The sequence below is a fragment of the Legionella bozemanae genome, assembly GCF_001648595.1.
Taxonomy (GTDB): Bacteria; Pseudomonadota; Gammaproteobacteria; order Legionellales; family Legionellaceae; genus Legionella; species Legionella bozemanae.
The window spans coordinates 176,412-193,833 of record NZ_LBAW01000007.1 but is presented as its reverse complement, the minus strand read 5'-3'; the positions used below and the strand labels follow the sequence as shown (position 1 = coordinate 193,833).

The following is a 17,422-nucleotide window of genomic DNA, read 5'->3' as shown; positions in this document are numbered from 1 at the left end:
TTTCAATACAGCAGGTACTTCATGTTATTAAAAGAATATCTTCAGTGTGATGTGACTGAACTGGCAAAAAGAATCAAAACAGGGGTAATTAGCCCTGATGAAGCCATTAATTGTGCTCTGTCACGAATATATGAAGTCAACCCCTCTCTCAATGCAATTGTTACTGATTGTTCTGATTTCGCAAAAAAATGTCTGGCAAAACTTAGCGGTAACGAACCCTATTATGGCGTTCCTTTATTAATTAAGGACTTAGGGCATTCCATTACAGGAATCCGCAGTACTGAAGGATCACGCCTTTTTGCTGCTAATGTTGCTCCATTTACCAGTGATTTTGTGAGTAAAATGATTTCATTAGGTTTTGTACCTATTGCGAAAACAAATACGCCAGAACTGGGTCTTTCTTACGTTACTGAATCAGTTTTATTTGGTCCCTGCCGTAATCCTTATGATCCCAATAGAACCTCTGGTGGCTCTTCAGGTGGTTCAGCAGCTGCAGTTGCTGCAGGAATTACTCCTATTGCCACAGCAAGCGATGGAGGTGGTTCCATTAGAATCCCTGCTGCGTGTTGCGGCTTGTTTGGATTTAAACCGACCTCAGGCTTAACACCAACAGGTCCTTTGACCAATGAATTATGGTCTGGTTTAGCAGTAAATTTTGTCTTAACACGTTCTCTTAGAGATTCAGAAGTATTATTTAATCAATTAGCAGATCAATTCCGTGTGCGCCCTCTTCCCATTGATAAAAAGCCATTAAATATTCTTTGCTTAGAAGGAGTTTTTGCATCGGTACCTGTTGCAATGCCTTGCCTTGAAGCAGTAAACAAAGTTGAAAAATTATTAAAAAAAGTAGGCCATACAATTGAGAAGAAATATTTAGCGCTGGATCTTAATGCGATTGGCGATTGTGTAATTACTCTTATCGCAGCAAATACATATACAGCGATTAAACTCCAAGAAACTCAATTAGGAAGAAAAGCAACACGCGATGAGCTCGAACCAGTTACCTGGGAATTTTATCAACGTGGACACACTATCTCTTCTTATGAATACCTCATTGCAAAAAACAACTTATATCAACTGACACAACCATTACATCGCTTGCTAAATCAAAATGATGTAATATTAACTCCAGCTTTAGCTCAACTTCCTTTATTTATAAATGAATTAAGAACTGATGATGAATTTGAGAGTTATTTGCAGAAAAATGTAGCGTTTTCTCCATTTACTTCACTATTTAATCAAGCTGGCCTACCCGCAATGACTCTTCCTGTTATGATGCATAATCAACTTCCAGTATCAATACAATTAGGGGCTGCTCAAGGAAATGACTTGCTGCTATACTCCCTGGCAAAAGAACTGCACTCTATGCTACCTGATTTTAATCCTAACATCTTATCATAAATAATGAATTAACTATGCAAAAGAATCGAAATACCATCATCGAGTTTTATGATTCTCTACCTCATGATGTAGAAAAAATAATGAGAGAAGATCTTGTGGCATATGAGACTGCTCATGGAATCGATGTGAATTATAAACCGTTCTGTCTTGTTTTAAGGGGGGAAAATCAAGAGGTATGTGGTGTTCTGAATGCCTTTACTGCATTCGCCGAAATTTATATCGATGACATGTGGGTGCATCAACAACATCGCCATAAAGGCTATGGAAGGATGCTGCTGCAAACACTTGAAGAGCAATTTCAAGGAAAGGGTTTTAACAATATAAATTTGGTAACCAGTGCATTCCAAGCCCCTGGTTTTTATAAAAAATGCGGTTTTGAAATAGAATTTATCAGGGAAAATGTTAAAAATCCCAAACTTACAAAAACATTTTTTATTAAATATTTTAAAGATGAGATTCAAACACAAGGGATATTAGAAAAATAACCATTAAAACAATGAATCAAATATTCATTGTTTATAATTTTAAAGCCTCCATGAGGGAGGCTTTAAAAAATTCAATTGCTATTTGCGGAATTCGTTTGACATCGGATTATTTTTACTCATATTTTGAATGCCAAGGTCTTTAATAGCACCGCTTTTTTCAGGCATGCTACCTGCTTTTGGCATGCCGCTATCAGCAGTCATACTGGGTTTTGGTGCATTCTGATTTGTAGGCGCTTTAGCATGCATCATAGTTGGTTTTGCTGAAGCACTTTTAACCTCTGGTTTTCCCTTTGAAGCAGCAGATGCTTTGTTTGGTGCAGCTGCTTTAGCATTCTTTTTGACGCTTGCTTTTTTTACAGGTGATGACGCTTTCTTAGCAGCAGATGATGCTTTTTTTGCAACAGGTGACGCTTTTTTAGCAGAGGAAGCAGCTTTTTTAGCAGCAGTCTTCGCGGCAGTAGTTGCCTTTTTTATACTTTTTTTCATAGCAGATGAAGTTTCATTTATTGCTTTTTTAGTATTTTGCTCCATATGTCGAGGGACATTGAACCAATGATGCTCTAGAATACTGAACGTTTCTCTCATGTAATTTAAAGTCATATTACTATTTTGGAGAAATAACTCCATATTCCTTTCAAAAATATCTTCTGGTTTTTTTAAGCTTAATAAATCCATTGGCTTCATTAAGTTTTGCATCATTTTAACATTGAGTTCCATTAATTTTTGCATTGGAGCTTCAAAATTGTTAAACATTTTTTGCTCAAAAAATTCGTTTTTCATTAGCATCTCCTTATGTTGCATCGCACAATTCAAAGATAGTTATAATCAGTTGATTTGTCAAATAAAATTGATCCCTGCATTATCTGTTCTCATTTTTAATGTGTTTTTTTATTAGCATACAAAACTCAAAAGCAGAAAACTTATATGATTCAGGCTCGGTTAACAATAATATATTGATCCTTATGATTCATAAACAATATCGTATAGATTATTTGCGGTAAATATATTTTTTATAAAAAAGCAATAGCATAAATCCTGTTTTTTCAGGTAGGATGAATAGAGTTTTTATTGTAATTTTTTTCAAGGAGAGTATCGTGGGCAAACTTACTGTTGATGGAATGACCGCAGTTGAAAGAGCCAAAAAAGACCGGGCTGATGCTTTAAAAGCATTGACTTCCAAGCCATTTAACTTAAATGATGAGGAACAGCAAGCTGCACTTAAAAAATACATTAATGATTTCGAGTACAATGCAAATCTGATGTATCTTTTCCAAGGAATGAGTACTGGTTTAACAGCTTGGGGTGGCACCTGGCTTGCAGGATTTCTTTTACCAATTCCCGAATTTGCTAATTACTTTCTAAGTATGTTTCTTTATTGCGGCGCTGCTGGTTATATTCTTCAAAATTTCAGTCTTGCAGATTTCCATAACCAACTTGATGAAATGAAAGTTATTTACAACTGGTGCTTGAAAAAAAATCAACCAGAATATGATGGGACAACGGATAATACAGTAATACTCTCTAATCCTAATATCCAACGTATGATTAAATTGATGGCTCCATTATGCCCAACTGAATTTATGTTGGTATGGAAAAAAATAACTGCAGTAGAAGAAACTAAAAGCTCTATTTGGAGTGGTTTTTCCTATGCTTATTCTCTCTTCTCATCGCCTAAATCCGATGTTGATCTCAATCGTCTTCAAGATTTGAAAGCAAGTGTGGAACGACGAGAACTTGATGTAGGCGTGTATAAAGGTGTGGAAGGAGCAATTCGCTATTTTGCTACAGATGTTCATTTTAGGGAGCTTTTAATGGCAAAAGTAAAACAACCCGTCGAGCAAATACGAGACATGTTGCCGTCTGTGCTAAGTTTAGGACATTCCAAATCTGAGTAATTGCCACTATCATATATTCCCGGGTACTGCAAAGTAATCCGGGTTTTCTAATGAACAGCACATGCAAAAATGAATAGACGATTCCCTAAAATAATAGACTAACTAGAATTGATAAAAATCAATTCACATTTGCCTTATTTCTAAGTTTTCATGTGCACTTTGCTATTTAGAACACGATAAAATTTTTGCGGTAAACCTACTTCTTAAATAGAATCCCCGAGGCAATGTTTTGATTTTATTGCCATGAATATCATAACCATAACATAATGATTTTCCGCTTGCAGCCTTAGGTCTCACCTGTAAATACTCGCCTGATTGTGCATCAAGTGTTTCAAGATGCCCAGTACTGATTTGAAATGATAAATAATTCCAATCTTCTTCTAATATACATTCTTGTGCCTCATCAGGTGACCATAAAAACCCCTGTCCAACTCTTCTTTGTGGATAAGGAATATCGGTATCCCCTTCTATAGGAATCCATAAAATTCGTTTTAATTTGGCATAACACTGCGATGATTTCCATTGCTGCTGATGAATTGTAAGCAACGGAATTGAAGTAATAAATGTTGATTCTGCGGGTTTTCCTGATTTATTAAGAGGAAGTGTTTTTAACTCGATACCTAAATCCTGAAAATCAGGTAATGACTTGTTCTGGGCATCAGTGCCTAAGGCTAATTCGATCGCTTGACCAACCCATCCTTTTCGTTGGTTAGGATGAGCTGGAATGAGCAACCCAAGGATCAAACCTAATTGTGCAAAACTAAGACCTGCAATACTGGTACAGCGCTCGAGTAATTCAGCTTCAGTTTTCGGTGGCGGTCTGTTTTTTAACAGTGAAATCACCTTGTCCCTCTTTAATTTCAATTGCAAGTGGTTCAATAGGAGGTTTAATATTTGCTGCTTTAAACTGAGCCATAATAGCAAACAATACCTTAGACCGCACTTCAAAACGAGTATGCACTTGAACGTTAATGAAATATCGAGCTTCAAACTCAAGTAACGCTTCATCAATCTTTTTAAGGAAAACTTGAGCAGGTGGATCTGCAACGATTTCTGGAGTTGTAGCCAGAACATCCTGTATGAGTTGCTGCACCATAACCGCATCATCAGAGCGGCTAACCTTTATAGGAACAACTGTCCTAACAATACCATCCTGATGCGTCCAGTTAGTAAATGGTTTGTTAAAAGTTTCCGCGTTGGGGATTAATACTTCCATATTATCCCAGGAAGAAACTCTCATAGAGCGAATGCCAATATGGGCAACGCGTCCTTCATGCTCCCCAATGGTCACTAAATCACCTTCGCGTACCGGTCTTTCAACAAGCAGCATCAGACCTCCTACAACATTACTGGCAAAATCACGTAAACCAAATCCCATACCGACGGCAAGCCCTCCAATAATCATTGACATACCGCTAAAATCAAATCCAAGTACATGGAGAGAAACAAAACCGCCTAAAAGAACAATTGAATATTGACTAAAAACTGAAAGACTATTCCGTATCCCTACATCTTTAGCATTTTTAAATACCCAACGATAACAAAATTCACGCGTCCATTTAGAAGCCCAAACAAAAACTGCAAGTAAAATAAAAAACTCTATGGTACTTGTAACAGTAATATGGATACCTGGGATATTTACAACTGTATATTGCGCGAATTTACCTAAACTGATCATCACTAATGAATCGGAATACCAACCAAACAATTGGAAAAGAACATGAATACTTGCCAAAATTAGCAGGATTCTTAAAATCTTATCTAATGGCTTTAAAAAGACTTCTATCCATAACCATCCATTACGTAATGAAGAAATCATCAATTCAGAAAATAATTCCAGGGCATCGAACAATAAACCTCGGGCAAAAATATATCCTACAAGTACAAGGAGTACATAAGCCTGATATTGACTCATACTCCAGGCTAAACTAATAAATCCTAATAACCCAATTACTGCTGTTGTAAACAATGTTGTAGGAACTAGAATGACCAACAGGTAAATCGCATTTTTGACATATCCTTTTTTGCTCTTTAGCATGGGACGTAGAAGATAAGGAATAACATCTTTACTTTTCCATGCTACCAAAGAGACTGTTAAAATAAAGAGCATAAATAAGCGATTAAATATATCTTGAAGTAATATCGATAAAGGGAGTAAATGGCCAATAGTCATTAAAGCAGTAGTCCAGCCACCAAATAGTAATAGCCATTTTAAACGGTAATAAAGTTTGACGTCCTTACCTGATGAGTCGGTAATACGTTCTAGGAGCACCAAGCGTGCTATTAAGATTAAAACTCTAAAAGTAAACCATACTGCAATTAATTTGAAGAATAACTGATAATTAGAAAAAGAAATATGAGTTACATAAAGCAGCGCCCATAACATAGTCGCAATACAAAAATAAGGTAAGTTTCTTTGTATTAAAACAAGCGCTCCATCATATAAGTAACCTGTTAAACGTGATCGCTCTTTGTCCCGTCGCAATATTTTTAAGATACGACTTATCATAAAGAAAAAAATCGCAATAAAAGCAAATCCGCCCCATAAGATGACCATAGATAAAGGACTTAACCATAAATAGCTGTCATAAACCTTTAAGCTTAATGTCTTTATGTATTTATAGAACAAACCTGGAATGGCAGCTATTTTCTTGAGAATAATTGGCCAACTGCTAATACTGTAATCAGCAAGGGTTTGTCGAGAGGACATCAGCTTTTTGAGCTGGGCTTGATAGTCAGACAAGCTCTTGACTAGAAGTTGTTTTTGTATGTCCGCTTCTTTAAGTTGTTGTGCCAATGTTTTTTGTAATGAACTTATTGATCTCTTTAAACTTGGCGCTACAACAAGTTTGCTTTCATTGGTTAGAAAATTTTCAATTTCCCGAATATTTTTTTCAACTTTAGCGTATTGATTTAAAGCATCTTTATAAATATCTGTAATAAGCTGTAAGTTTTTTGTATCTGGATTTTTAAGATAAATAATATCTGCTTTAACTACAGTTTTTTGTATATTTAAAGCGCTTAAATGATTTTGAATTGCGGCAATATTTTGATTATTAATCAAAAGCATTGCTTCATGATCTGCTGCTGTAAGGGATATTGAAGACTTGGACCTTTTAAGCGGTTGTTGAATCGTAGTATTGCTTTCATAAAGTATATTTAAGCGTTTATTGAGCTGTTCTTTTAATAATTTAATCTGGACAAGTTTTTGTTCCAGCACAAAATTTGAATGCCACAACTCCAAGAGTTTTATTTCATCATTGAGAGAGGCTTGAAATTCCTTGGCAAGCTTTAGATTTTCAATTATGAGTTCAGTCGTTTGTTTGTTAATAATCAGCAAATTTTCCACTTTTTCTACTCGCTCAGGAATGGTTGTATTTTCCTTGACGATAGGCATTTGCTGAAGCTGTTTTAAACGTTGATTTAAACTGTTTTGCTCTTTATTTTGATGCTCGAGAAAGTTTTCCAAACTGACAATTTTAACACTTGTCATTGAAAGTATCGCTGACACTTGTTTCATTTTAGCACGAAACTCTTTCTCGCTTTTAAGCTGTATCGGCTGTTTTGCCTCCTGAATTGCGGCCGTTAGATGTGTTTTTTCTTGAGTTAAGTATTCAGTAAATGTAACCTGCTTTTTTACAGGAGCGGCTGTAACCAAGGAAGAGCAAAAAAGTAAAAAAAATAAAAGCATCCAAGATCTGCGATTTACAGACAATGCACCGCTTATTTTCTCAAAGAAAGAACCACCCCTGCGAATGGAGAGATCCTTTACCAAATTGGCCTTAGTGCCAACTGGAGAGTAAATCCTTGACTTCGCAGGAGCAGTCGGTTTTTTTACGAGGTTAGCAAGATTTCTACCTGGTTTTAATATGCTATTTAGTCTGAGTAGTTGGAGCAAGTCTTATTCCCAATTCATTTAATTGTGCGTTGCCCGTAGGCGATGGCGCACTCGTTAAAAGGCACGATGCTGTTTGAGTTTTAGGAAAAGCAATCACATCTCTAATTGACGTTGAATCCGTAAGTAGCATGGCTAAACGATCGATACCCAGGGCAATACCGCCATGTGGCGGTGCTCCATATTGTAAGGCATCTAACAAAAAGCCAAACTTTTCTTGAGCTTCTTGCTCATTAATTCCAAGTAACTCAAAAACTGCTTTCTGTAAATCAGATTGGTGAATACGTATGGATCCCCCACCAATTTCATAACCATTGATTACTATATCATAAGCTTTCGCCAATGTGAGTGTTGGATTAGCACGTAGATTCTCTGGTGATAGATCCTTTGGCGAAGTAAAGGGATGATGCATTGGATTTAATTTGTTGCTCTCATAATCCCTTTCGAACATTGGCCAATCAACAATCCATAATAATTCCCAACCCTCTTTAAGGAGTTTTCTATCATGTCCCAATTTTATTCTTAAGGCACCCATAGATTCATTAACGATATGATTTTTATCGGAGCCAAAGAAAATTACATCTCCCGTTTGTGCGCTTGTGCGCTGCAAAATTGCTTCTACTGCTTCTGTAGAGAGAAACTTCAAAATAGGTGATTGTAAACCCGCGACTCCTTCGTCAAGATTATTTACCTTAATGTAGGCAAGACCTTTAGCACCATAAATACCTACAAAACGACCATAATCATCCAAATCTTTTCTGCTGAGGTCACAACCACCAGGCAATCGCAAGGCGATCACTCTGGATTCTGAATCATTGGCAGCAGTAGAAAATACTTTAAAATCACATTCTTTGACTAAGTCAGCTACATCAATCAGCTCTAAAGGATTACGCAAATCGGGTTTATCACTACCAAATCGCTGCATAGCTTCAGCATAAGACATTCTACGTAACTTTTCGGGTAAATCTACATTAAGAATTTGTTTAAAGACTATTTTTAACAAACCCTCAATAAGACTTAAAATGTTTTCTTCATCAATAAAAGCCATTTCAATATCGAGTTGCGTAAACTCAGGCTGTCTATCAGCGCGTAAATCTTCATCACGAAAACAACGAACAATCTGATAATACTTGTCAAAACCCGAAATCATTAATAATTGTTTAAATAGCTGTGGTGACTGAGGCAAAGCATAAAATGATCCAGGATGCACTCTAGAAGGTACCAAATAGTCACGCGCTCCCTCTGGGGTTGCTTTTGTAAGCATCGGCGTTTCAATATCAAGAAAGTCATGCTGATTGAGATAATTTCGAATACAGCTATTCAACTGATGTCTTACAACTAATTTATACTTCATTGAAGGACGTCGTAAATCGATATAACGATATTTATAACGTAAGTCTTCGTTCACAACTTGGAAATCATCAGGCAAAAATGGTGGTGTAGGTGATTGGTTAAGAATTTCTAATTTAGAACCAACCACTTCAACTGTACCTGTAGCCATAGTTTCATTAATCATTCCATCAGGTCTTTTACGTACAATTCCAGTAATTCGAACAACAAACTCAGAACGTAATTTTTCCGCATCTGCAAAAGAGATTTTATTTTCCGGTTCATATACTACTTGCAATAGACCTGAACTATCACGAATATCAAGAAATATTACACCACCATGATCGCGACGATGATGTACCCAACCACATACAGTAACTTCTTTGCCTAAACTTGACTCATCTACACTCAAACAGTAGTGTGTACGCATATAAAAACCGCCTATTTAAATTTTACAGATTATTTGCTAATGCTGCCTCTGATAATGGCGGCATTACTCCTAAAGAAATTATAAATTTTAGTGCCTCATCAATACTCATATCTAACTCAATAACATCATTTCTGGGCAGCATTATAAGAAAACCTGATGTTGGATTAGGAGTAGTAGGTATAAATACAGATATCATTTCATCTTTTGTTTTATTATTAATTGCAGTATTTGCTGTACCTGTTTGAAAAGCAATAGTCCATAGCCCTTTACGGGGATACTCTATTAAAACTACCTTACGAAAGGCCTCACTGTTTGTAGATAATACTGCATTAATTACTTGTTTTACTGTTTTATAAATCGAGCGAACCAGAGGAATTCTGTCAAGAACAGATTCCCCCCACCCTACTAAACGTTGCCCCAAATAATTGGTAACAATTACGCCGGTAACGAGTAGAATGATGAGAGACAGGATAACCCCTATACCTGGAACATAATGCCCAATGAGTTGTTCAGGCTGATATGCCTTAGGGATTAAAGCCACGGTATTGTCGAGTAAGTCAATAATAAAGCGTAGTACGCCCATGGTTATAAGTATGGGTAACCATACTACCAATCCAGCGAGTAAGTAGCTTCTTAATGACATTGATTTCACTTGGTATCCCCATCTTTAGTAGTTTTTGATGAGGGAGTTTCTTTTGTTTTATCCGTTGAAACGTGAGTATCATTTTTTGCTGTTTCCTGGGGCTTGCTATTTTTATCTTTAAAATCAGTAACATACCAACCGCTACCTTTAAGTTGAAAACCAGCCGCAGAAATAAGCTTAATTACAGTGTTTTGGTAACATACAGGACACTGCTTTACAGGCTCATCACTGATTTTTTGCATTAAATCAAAATGATGATTACAACTTGTACATTGGTATTCATAAATTGGCATCGAAAACGACTCCATTAACTGCAGATAGTTTAATCTAACCCGTTATTATAGCTAACTCATGAAAGATGAACAATATGTATGCTCAGACAAAGACTGGCCGAAACCTCTGAATACAAATTACTAATTGCTTAAATTTTAATAAATATTTTTCGTCGGTATAGAAATGCGGCCACTAAAAAATTTAAGAAAAGGAATAGTAATGAATAAAATAGTCCTGTATTTTGTGGACTAAAGCCTCCAAATAAATATTCTGCAATTGCAACTCGCAAGACTTCTTGTGTTCCATTAGGCATAGGTACAACAAATAGGGATTGAATTTTCAGTAAAATAGCATGAAAAATAAAAATAAATAAAGCATTCATGCCAAAAATCTTAAATGGTAATGACCATTTTGTATAATCTAACACGTCAATAATAAAAAAACACAACCCAAAAACAATAAGTGAAAAACCACCACTCCATAATACAAAGGTGCTTGTCCATAAATTTTTATTAATTGGAAAATTATAACTCCATATCCATGCTAATAAGAGAGATAATATCCCTAGTGAAATCATGATGATACTTTTCTTTTGCTTACTGATTGATGTCAGCAAAAAATGTCCGGTTAATAGCCCAAATAGAGTCGTAGCAAGTGCTGGGATAGTACTTAATAGACCTTCAGGATCAAATGTTTTCATTAATAAATGTGCAGGAGAAAACAGCATCTGATCAACATAACCTGGCCAATTTCTTATCATGCTTAATTGATCAATACCAGGGACAGGAATTGGAACCTGAGTCAAAAGATACCAATAGCCTATAAGAATGCCAAAAAAAATAAAAATTTGTGTTTTAACGGATGTATGAAGATAAAGAAGAGCACAAATGAAATAACATAGAGCAATACGTTGTAGAATGCCATAAACCCGCATGGTTGATAAATTAAAAAGAACTGGGAACATATTGAGAAATATCCCAAACAATAATAAAAGAAAAGTACGCCTACAAATACTTCGATATAATAATGCCTTACTCTCTTCTTTTACATGTCTTTTCAAGCTAATGACTGTAGTGATTCCTACTATGAATAAAAATGCCGGGAACACTAAATCAGCTAAAGTACAACCATTCCATTCAGCATGCATCAATATAGGGTAGGAAATTCGAGTTCCCAGACTATTGACCAAAACCATTAATGCCATGGTCAATCCCCGAAAAACATCTAAAGATAATATACGGCTGGGTTCGGTTGAATTACTGCTCATAGAATCTTCTTTAAAAAACAAAGATCATATCAGGATCCTAAGTTGTCTTCAAACCACGCACTGGGACATCCATATGATACACGTAATGTTTAATGATTTGCTCTGCTTGCTCACAAGTTAAAGGCTTACTAATTGCACCCTCCATAAAATAATGCTGGCAATCGTATTTTACAACATCAGCCTCAAAACCAGTTAAGGCAATAATAGGAACATGGTATTGCGTATTTTTTTCTTTTTGACGTAACTGCTTTGCAACAACATAGCCTGAAGAATCTTCCAATCCGATATCCATCAGAACTAAATCATATTTTCCTGGATGAAATAATTTTATTGCACTATCAGCAGTATCTGCTATATCGACTTGGCAGTGTAATGCAGTCAATAGAGCTTTCTCCACGTTTTGCGCAATAACATTATCCTCTACCATGAGCACTGTGGGTAAATAACCCTCTTTTCGTAATGAATGCTCAATCTTTAGATTATTTTCTTCTAAAGCATCAACATGGGTTTCAAGTTCCTTATTTAAGGTTATATCATTTAAAATAACGATCAAACCAATTATTTCGTTATTGCTATTGTGCATGGGTACGCGAGACGAAAGGAAGTAAGAGGTCTTTCCTGAGCTATCCACAATCGGTTTTTCTGTTATATTATGCTGAGGAACGCCCGAAAAGATTACTTTCATATCATCTAATTTTATTTCTTCTATTCGTTCCTTATTCCAATGAACAAAACGTTCCATTTGCTCATAAGGAGTGCCTTTTAAATCATTGAGTGCATTTACACCTAATAATTTGATAAAGTTACTATTACATCCTTTTAGATTGCATTCAATGTCCACCCAATAAACAATATTGGGCATTGAATTGATAATTTCCATGTAATATTGATGTATGGAATCAATATCTTCTTGAGTCCTATTTTTGGTATGGGAAGGCATGCAAATGCTCCAAGAATTATTAATTTGCATGTAAATTATAGTACAGATTAATTGTTTTGATTTTGAGGTTGATGGATGAATAATTTTGTAGAGATCGATTTAAAAAAACCGATCCTCAAAATAGCAAGAACACGTTATAACTAACTAATAATCCATTCAATTTGCTGTTTCAAATCAATTGAAATTTCTGACAATTCTTCAAGATCATAATCCATATAGGGATTTTCAATGGCGTTATTATCTGCTTGATGTTGTATGATTTTTTTATCACGCTCTTGGTGTAACCATAAAATCTGTGGCTTAAATAAATGAATAATTCCTTCGACCCATCGGTCAAGCACTTGCCAATAAGGATCATCATTCAAAGTCATTTTATAACGCTTAAGTAAACGGGCACTATGTTCTGCGTTATACCAAATTTCCGAAGTTACCCAGCGATTGACCGTGAATAGGCGTATGGGTTGTCCTAGTTGATTCATTCCAATAGCTATTAAATGAGTCATCGGGTTATCAATATATTTATCCCAATCTGCTAAAGGCGCTGGTTTAATCGATTTAGGTATATGCTTATAACGTAAAAAACAATGGAAATGACCATGCTCTGTACTTTCATAATTTTCCCGATGGCAATGATAAAAATATTGAGCGCCAGTTTTATGGTCAATACGATCTCCGTGAGGATAATGGCTCATTCGTTCAAAATTTCGTTTCTTTTTTAAAGTGTAATGAAGAATGCTTTTACCCTTCTTTGTCATCATTAATTGCTGTGATTCCAAAACCTGTTTGGCATAATTTAAATAAATGTTTTTATGCCAATTACTCAGTTGGGGTAACATAAATTCTGAATGTATAGTCATATCTTTACTTCATAAAGGAAAGCAAAAAAGAAGAGGTAGTAAAAACTACCTCTTTCTAGAATCAAAGCTACAGATTAACTGCCAGAGCAACCGCCACAACCTTTGCAGCCTTTGCAGCCTTTACAACCATTGCAGCCTTTACATCCTTTACAACCATTGCAAGTACTTGTTGTAGTAGTAGATGCATCATCTGCATAAGCAACAGATACTACAGGAGCTGCTAATACAGTTAATAAAGCAGCTACAGCTATTGTTGATTTTTTCATAATTTAACTTCCTTGATAGTTAATGATTTTTTAACCCATTTAGATATTAGCAAAGAAATTTGGGTTTTTCTTCTTTTTTAAAAAAAAAGTTTGTTTTTCATGCTGAATACAGGAAATTATGACAGCTCCTTTTTTGAAACCAGTAAAAAAAACTTATCCAGCATTTTAGTACTTAAAATCCATTTTAAAAAGAGCATGAAATGCGCTGGAAAAGTTATAGGATATTTAGCCTTAGGTCTTTGAGATTCGATTGCATGAATCAATTTATGAGTCACTGCGTCTGTTTTTCGAGTAAAAACAGAGTCAGTTTTTTTCTGCTTAAAAGTTTTTAGCATCCGTTCATACTGCTTGCTAAAATAGCTACTTTGCATGTCGATATTATTTAAAGAATTATCAACACAATTATCGCGAAAACGACTTTCTATAGGACCTGGTTCTATAGTGATGACCTCAATGCCTGATGATTTCAATTCAAGTCTTAGCGTATCACTTATACCCTCCACTGCATATTTTGATGCATTATAGGCACCCCGAAAAGGCATACTGATAACACCCAGAATAGAACTTAGATTGATAATACGGCCATATCCTTGCTGACGCATGACTGGAATGACTAGATTAGTGAGCTCAACCAACCCAAAAACATTAGTTTCAAATTGAGCACGTAATACATCCCGAGAGATATCTTCCAAAGCTCCTGCTTGACCATATCCTGCATTATTAATTAAAACATCTAACCGCCCTTCTGTTTTAGCCAATACCTCGGCAAATGCATGTTGAATGGAAGATGAATCAGAAACATCCAGTTGAACTGCTTCTATTCCCTTATCTAATAGTTTTTGGACATCCTCTATTTTTCTACATGAACCAATGACTCTATGTCCTCTTTCCTTCAAAGAAAAGACAGCATCGAAGCCAATCCCACTGGAACATCCGGTAATTAAAATGATTTTTTCCTTCATAAACCCTATCCAAATTGCTCAGAAAAATTATTTATAATCTATAATTCTTAATGTAACAACATAATATGGGGTTGCATCATGGAAAAAACCAGCATTCGAAGCTATAAAATTCTCCCGACTATTATCCTATCTTCTGTATTACTTATAGGTTTTTTATACAGTAGTCTTGCTAAAGCCAATTCAGAGCCATCACCACCTCCTGGCCTGCAGCTTGCTTATTTTATTGGATATCATTCAGGTTCCTATTATGGAGCAGCTCCCTACTACTACCATCGCCACCACAGAAATGCTTATTGGACAGGCTGGAGATATATAGGCCATGGCTGTCGCAGCAGCTGTCTCATTGATCGTTGGAGTGGTCGCGCAATTAAGTGTAAAAGAATTTGTCGCTAATAAAAGAAATTAGAGCTCTTGCACAAGCTGTGAATTTTGCTAATGTGCAGAAAAAAAGTACAAGACCCTAATTATGCAAGAGTTCTAATTATTTAAAGCAGAATATTAAGCAAAATAATCAACCAGACCTTTAAGTATTTTCTTATTTTTTAAGGGTGTTATGCCTGCTTCATCTTCTATCGCAAGAGCTGTTTCTTCCTGAGAACTACTATTTTGTTGGGGGCTTTGATGAGCACTGCCATCAGAGTCAATGTGCACTTCAGATAAATTTAAACCTTGTTCTGCCATCATAGCCTGTAATTTTGGCAGCGATTGATCAATGATATCTCGTATTTGATGTGTATGGGTCGTTATATTTACTGAAGCTGAATCATTTATCACCTTAATGCTGATTTCTAATGGTCCTAAATCTTCAGGATTTATTTTAATTATTGCACTTTTCACCTCTTGCTGACCAAGCCAGATAATATGATCTGCAAACTGTTTTGACCATTCAGGTTTATCTATTTCCATTGGTATAGCCAAGGGCATAGACAGAGTTTTGGGTACGATGCCTAAATTAGACGCATGATTTTCCATGGGCACATTAATATGCATCGCATGAGTCAATATATTATCTAATGGATTATCTATTGGTAATGGGCTTAGCCCATCAATATTTTCGTTTATTGCAATAGGTAAAGGAACAGCTAATTCATTATCTTTTTGGCTCTCTAGTTCAATAGGGAGGTGTTGAAATAAAAGATTTTGGCTTGTTTCTTTTTCTCTTCCTTTATTTTCTGAATAACTGAGCTTGGATATCAATGATTCTTTTGATTCGATGCTCATTGGGTTGGATGCCTGACTTCTGGGATGTTTTTCATTGTTTTTAGCTGTTTCGAGAGGGTTTAATAATGTATTTTTTATTATTTGTTGTGAGTCAGAATGGTGCACAAGTACTGCATCATCTAGCAAACTATTTTTATCTCTGATTTCAGGCTCGGGCTGTTGTTCATCTTGGATCCACATATTTTCTAGAACATTTTGATCCTCAGTAGTTTGTACCCAAGTTTCGTTAATTTGTGCTGTCTTAAATGCACTTTTTTCTTCATTCTGTCCCACAATTACTCTATTTACCACATCAACCGAATTATATTCTTGCTCAGTATCTATCTGCTTTATTTTAACTTCATGCTGATAATATTGAGAATTAATCCAGGAAACAGCAACATTGTTTTCCATTTCACTTGATGATTGCTCTTCACTTTTTTCTTCTAAAGCTTCTGGTTCTAAATCCATTGTTGGATTAATGAGTTCTTCGTCAGGCTGTTGATTTTCATCGATGATTTGAGTTGAATTCTGTTCTGCTTCTTGAGGATTAGCCTTCTTGGTCACGACATGAGTTAATAAAGAAATAAAAACATTTGGATCTTTACCCTCAATAGTTAGCAAAGCATTTTGAGTATCATTTTGTGATTTTTCTACAGAATTCGTCAAAATTTCGCCATCTGGGATATTAGAGAAAAGGTCAACCACTCCTAATGGGTTTGCTATTACTTTACTCAAGTCAGTCATTCCAATTCTCCTTAATTTTGCTTATTGAAAAGCAATATCCGTACCAATTGATAATTATATGCTAAAACGCTTAAGTTTTTGTTAATATATTTTGCTTGAACGTAAAGCAATGTATGAGCCAATTTTCCCTCATTATAAATGGTGCTAACCTGCTTTTACTTAAATTTTAAGAGCAATTATCATGTCTTTTTTTCCTAAAAAATATACGCACAAATCAGTCTTGGATAAAATAGGAGAGGCTAAAAAGTTATTAGCCCACATAGAGAAAGAAAAAAAATCGGTTTTCCTTGAAATGCTTCAGCTTCGAATCGATGACTTTGAGTTAGCACTTAAGAAAAATCCAGATCCTGGCGAACAGCAACGACTATTAGAACAATATAACCGTTTTGCCCAAACCTTACATTTATGTTTGTCTCGTCCTACCCTCACAAATAGTTACATAAACAGTTATCATCATCAAAAGTATTATCCTGTGGGAATTAGTGAAGTAATCGAAGAGCCCATTCGGTATAAAATATCACTTGCTGCCGCTACCTTAGGAACAGCGCTCATTTTGGCATCCTGTATTACGTTTCCCTTTAATCCCTTAGTAAGTGTCATTTTGCTGCCAATTGGTATTTCGTTATTAGCCCCTGCAGTGGCCTCTTTATTAACTCCAGATCCTCTTAATACAGCACCTAAAAAACTTGAAGAAAAAATACTTTTTCAAACTGGTGCCAAGTTAATTGATCCTTCTTTATCTTTTGATGAAACGCAAAAGTATGATGGAGCGCTTCAATTAAGCGTAATCTAAAAAGTTATAACCTAATTTCATAAGAACTCATGGAATTTT

17 protein-coding genes are annotated in these 17,422 nt (G+C 35.6%); 5 read left to right on the top strand and 12 right to left on the bottom strand.

Going from position 1 to position 17,422, the window contains the following annotated elements:
- Nucleotides 1–21 precede the first annotated feature (21 nt).
- Both A8O27_RS08750 and A8O27_RS08745 read left to right on the top strand, forming a co-directional pair.
- Complete coding sequence (locus tag A8O27_RS08750) at nucleotides 22–1,401, top strand: amidase (protein ID WP_058459996.1); 1,380 nt, start codon at nucleotides 22–24, stop codon at nucleotides 1,399–1,401.
- Between the two features lie 14 nt (nucleotides 1,402–1,415).
- Entirely contained in the window at nucleotides 1,416–1,886 is a 471-nt protein-coding gene (locus tag A8O27_RS08745; protein ID WP_058459879.1) for a GNAT family N-acetyltransferase, read from the top strand.
- Between the two features lie 78 nt (nucleotides 1,887–1,964).
- On the opposite strand, the gene A8O27_RS08740 is transcribed toward A8O27_RS08745, so the two are convergent.
- Entirely contained in the window at nucleotides 1,965–2,666 is a 702-nt protein-coding gene (locus tag A8O27_RS08740; protein ID WP_058459878.1) for a hypothetical protein, read from the bottom strand.
- Nucleotides 2,667–2,980: 314 nt separating this feature from the next.
- Here A8O27_RS08740 and A8O27_RS08735 point away from each other — a divergent pair, with 314 nt between their 5' ends.
- Nucleotides 2,981–3,781 carry a hypothetical protein gene (locus A8O27_RS08735; protein WP_058459877.1) on the top strand — a complete coding sequence of 267 codons (801 nt, stop codon included), beginning with the start codon at nucleotides 2,981–2,983 and terminating at the stop codon, nucleotides 3,779–3,781.
- Nucleotides 3,782–3,943: 162 nt separating this feature from the next.
- On the opposite strand, the gene mutH is transcribed toward A8O27_RS08735, so the two are convergent.
- The 10 genes from mutH to A8O27_RS08685 all read right to left on the bottom strand — a co-directional run bounded on the left by mutH (nucleotide 3,944) and on the right by A8O27_RS08685 (nucleotide 14,643).
- A complete protein-coding gene (mutH, locus tag A8O27_RS08730; protein ID WP_058459876.1) occupies nucleotides 3,944–4,624 on the bottom strand; it encodes a DNA mismatch repair endonuclease MutH in 681 nt (226 codons plus the stop codon).
- Nucleotides 4,584–7,472 (bottom strand): mechanosensitive ion channel domain-containing protein, encoded by a 2,889-nt coding sequence (locus A8O27_RS08725; protein WP_235810534.1) that lies wholly within the window; start codon nucleotides 7,470–7,472, stop codon nucleotides 4,584–4,586. Before A8O27_RS08725 ends, mutH begins: the two co-directional genes overlap by 41 nt.
- Nucleotides 7,473–7,653: 181 nt before the next feature.
- Complete coding sequence (gene aspS, locus A8O27_RS08720; protein WP_058459874.1) at nucleotides 7,654–9,435, bottom strand: aspartate--tRNA ligase; 1,782 nt, start codon at nucleotides 9,433–9,435, stop codon at nucleotides 7,654–7,656.
- Nucleotides 9,436–9,457: 22 nt separating this feature from the next.
- Nucleotides 9,458–10,087, bottom strand: coding sequence for a DUF502 domain-containing protein (locus tag A8O27_RS08715; protein WP_082642455.1), 630 nt, complete (start codon nucleotides 10,085–10,087; stop codon nucleotides 9,458–9,460).
- Nucleotides 10,084–10,371, bottom strand: coding sequence for an FmdB family zinc ribbon protein (locus A8O27_RS08710; protein ID WP_058459873.1), 288 nt, complete (start codon nucleotides 10,369–10,371; stop codon nucleotides 10,084–10,086). Before A8O27_RS08710 ends, A8O27_RS08715 begins: the two co-directional genes overlap by 4 nt.
- Nucleotides 10,372–10,499: 128 nt before the next feature.
- The gene (locus A8O27_RS08705) at nucleotides 10,500–11,618 is read right to left on the bottom strand and encodes an acyltransferase family protein (RefSeq protein ID WP_058459872.1); all 1,119 of its coding nucleotides are present in this window, start codon (nucleotides 11,616–11,618) and stop codon (nucleotides 10,500–10,502) included.
- Nucleotides 11,619–11,655: 37 nt separating this feature from the next.
- Complete coding sequence (locus tag A8O27_RS08700; RefSeq protein ID WP_058459871.1) at nucleotides 11,656–12,558, bottom strand: response regulator; 903 nt, start codon at nucleotides 12,556–12,558, stop codon at nucleotides 11,656–11,658.
- 140 nt (nucleotides 12,559–12,698) lie between these two features.
- Nucleotides 12,699–13,415 carry a DUF6969 family protein gene (locus A8O27_RS08695; RefSeq protein WP_058459870.1) on the bottom strand — a complete coding sequence of 239 codons (717 nt, stop codon included), beginning with the start codon at nucleotides 13,413–13,415 and terminating at the stop codon, nucleotides 12,699–12,701.
- A 74-nt stretch (nucleotides 13,416–13,489) separates the two neighbouring features.
- Entirely contained in the window at nucleotides 13,490–13,681 is a 192-nt protein-coding gene (locus A8O27_RS08690; RefSeq protein ID WP_058459869.1) for a hypothetical protein, read from the bottom strand.
- A gap of 116 nt (nucleotides 13,682–13,797) precedes the next feature.
- Nucleotides 13,798–14,643, bottom strand: a complete 846-nt coding sequence (locus tag A8O27_RS08685; protein WP_058459868.1) for an SDR family NAD(P)-dependent oxidoreductase — start codon at nucleotides 14,641–14,643, stop codon at nucleotides 13,798–13,800.
- Nucleotides 14,644–14,721: 78 nt separating this feature from the next.
- Between A8O27_RS08685 and A8O27_RS08680 the strand changes: the two genes are divergently transcribed.
- On the top strand, nucleotides 14,722–15,036 hold the full coding sequence (locus A8O27_RS08680; RefSeq protein ID WP_058459867.1) for a hypothetical protein: 315 nt from the start codon (nucleotides 14,722–14,724) through the stop codon (nucleotides 15,034–15,036).
- A 105-nt stretch (nucleotides 15,037–15,141) separates the two neighbouring features.
- Here the strand turns inward: A8O27_RS08680 and A8O27_RS08675 are convergent, their stop codons facing one another.
- A complete protein-coding gene (locus A8O27_RS08675) occupies nucleotides 15,142–16,590 on the bottom strand; it encodes a flagellar hook-length control protein FliK (RefSeq protein WP_058459866.1) in 1,449 nt (482 codons plus the stop codon).
- A 181-nt stretch (nucleotides 16,591–16,771) separates the two neighbouring features.
- On the opposite strand from A8O27_RS08675, the gene A8O27_RS08670 reads away from it, so the two are divergent.
- Nucleotides 16,772–17,383: a lpg1689 family Dot/Icm T4SS effector gene (locus tag A8O27_RS08670; RefSeq protein ID WP_058459865.1), complete on the top strand. Its 612-nt coding sequence runs from the start codon at nucleotides 16,772–16,774 to the stop codon at nucleotides 17,381–17,383.
- Nucleotides 17,384–17,422 lie beyond the last annotated feature (39 nt).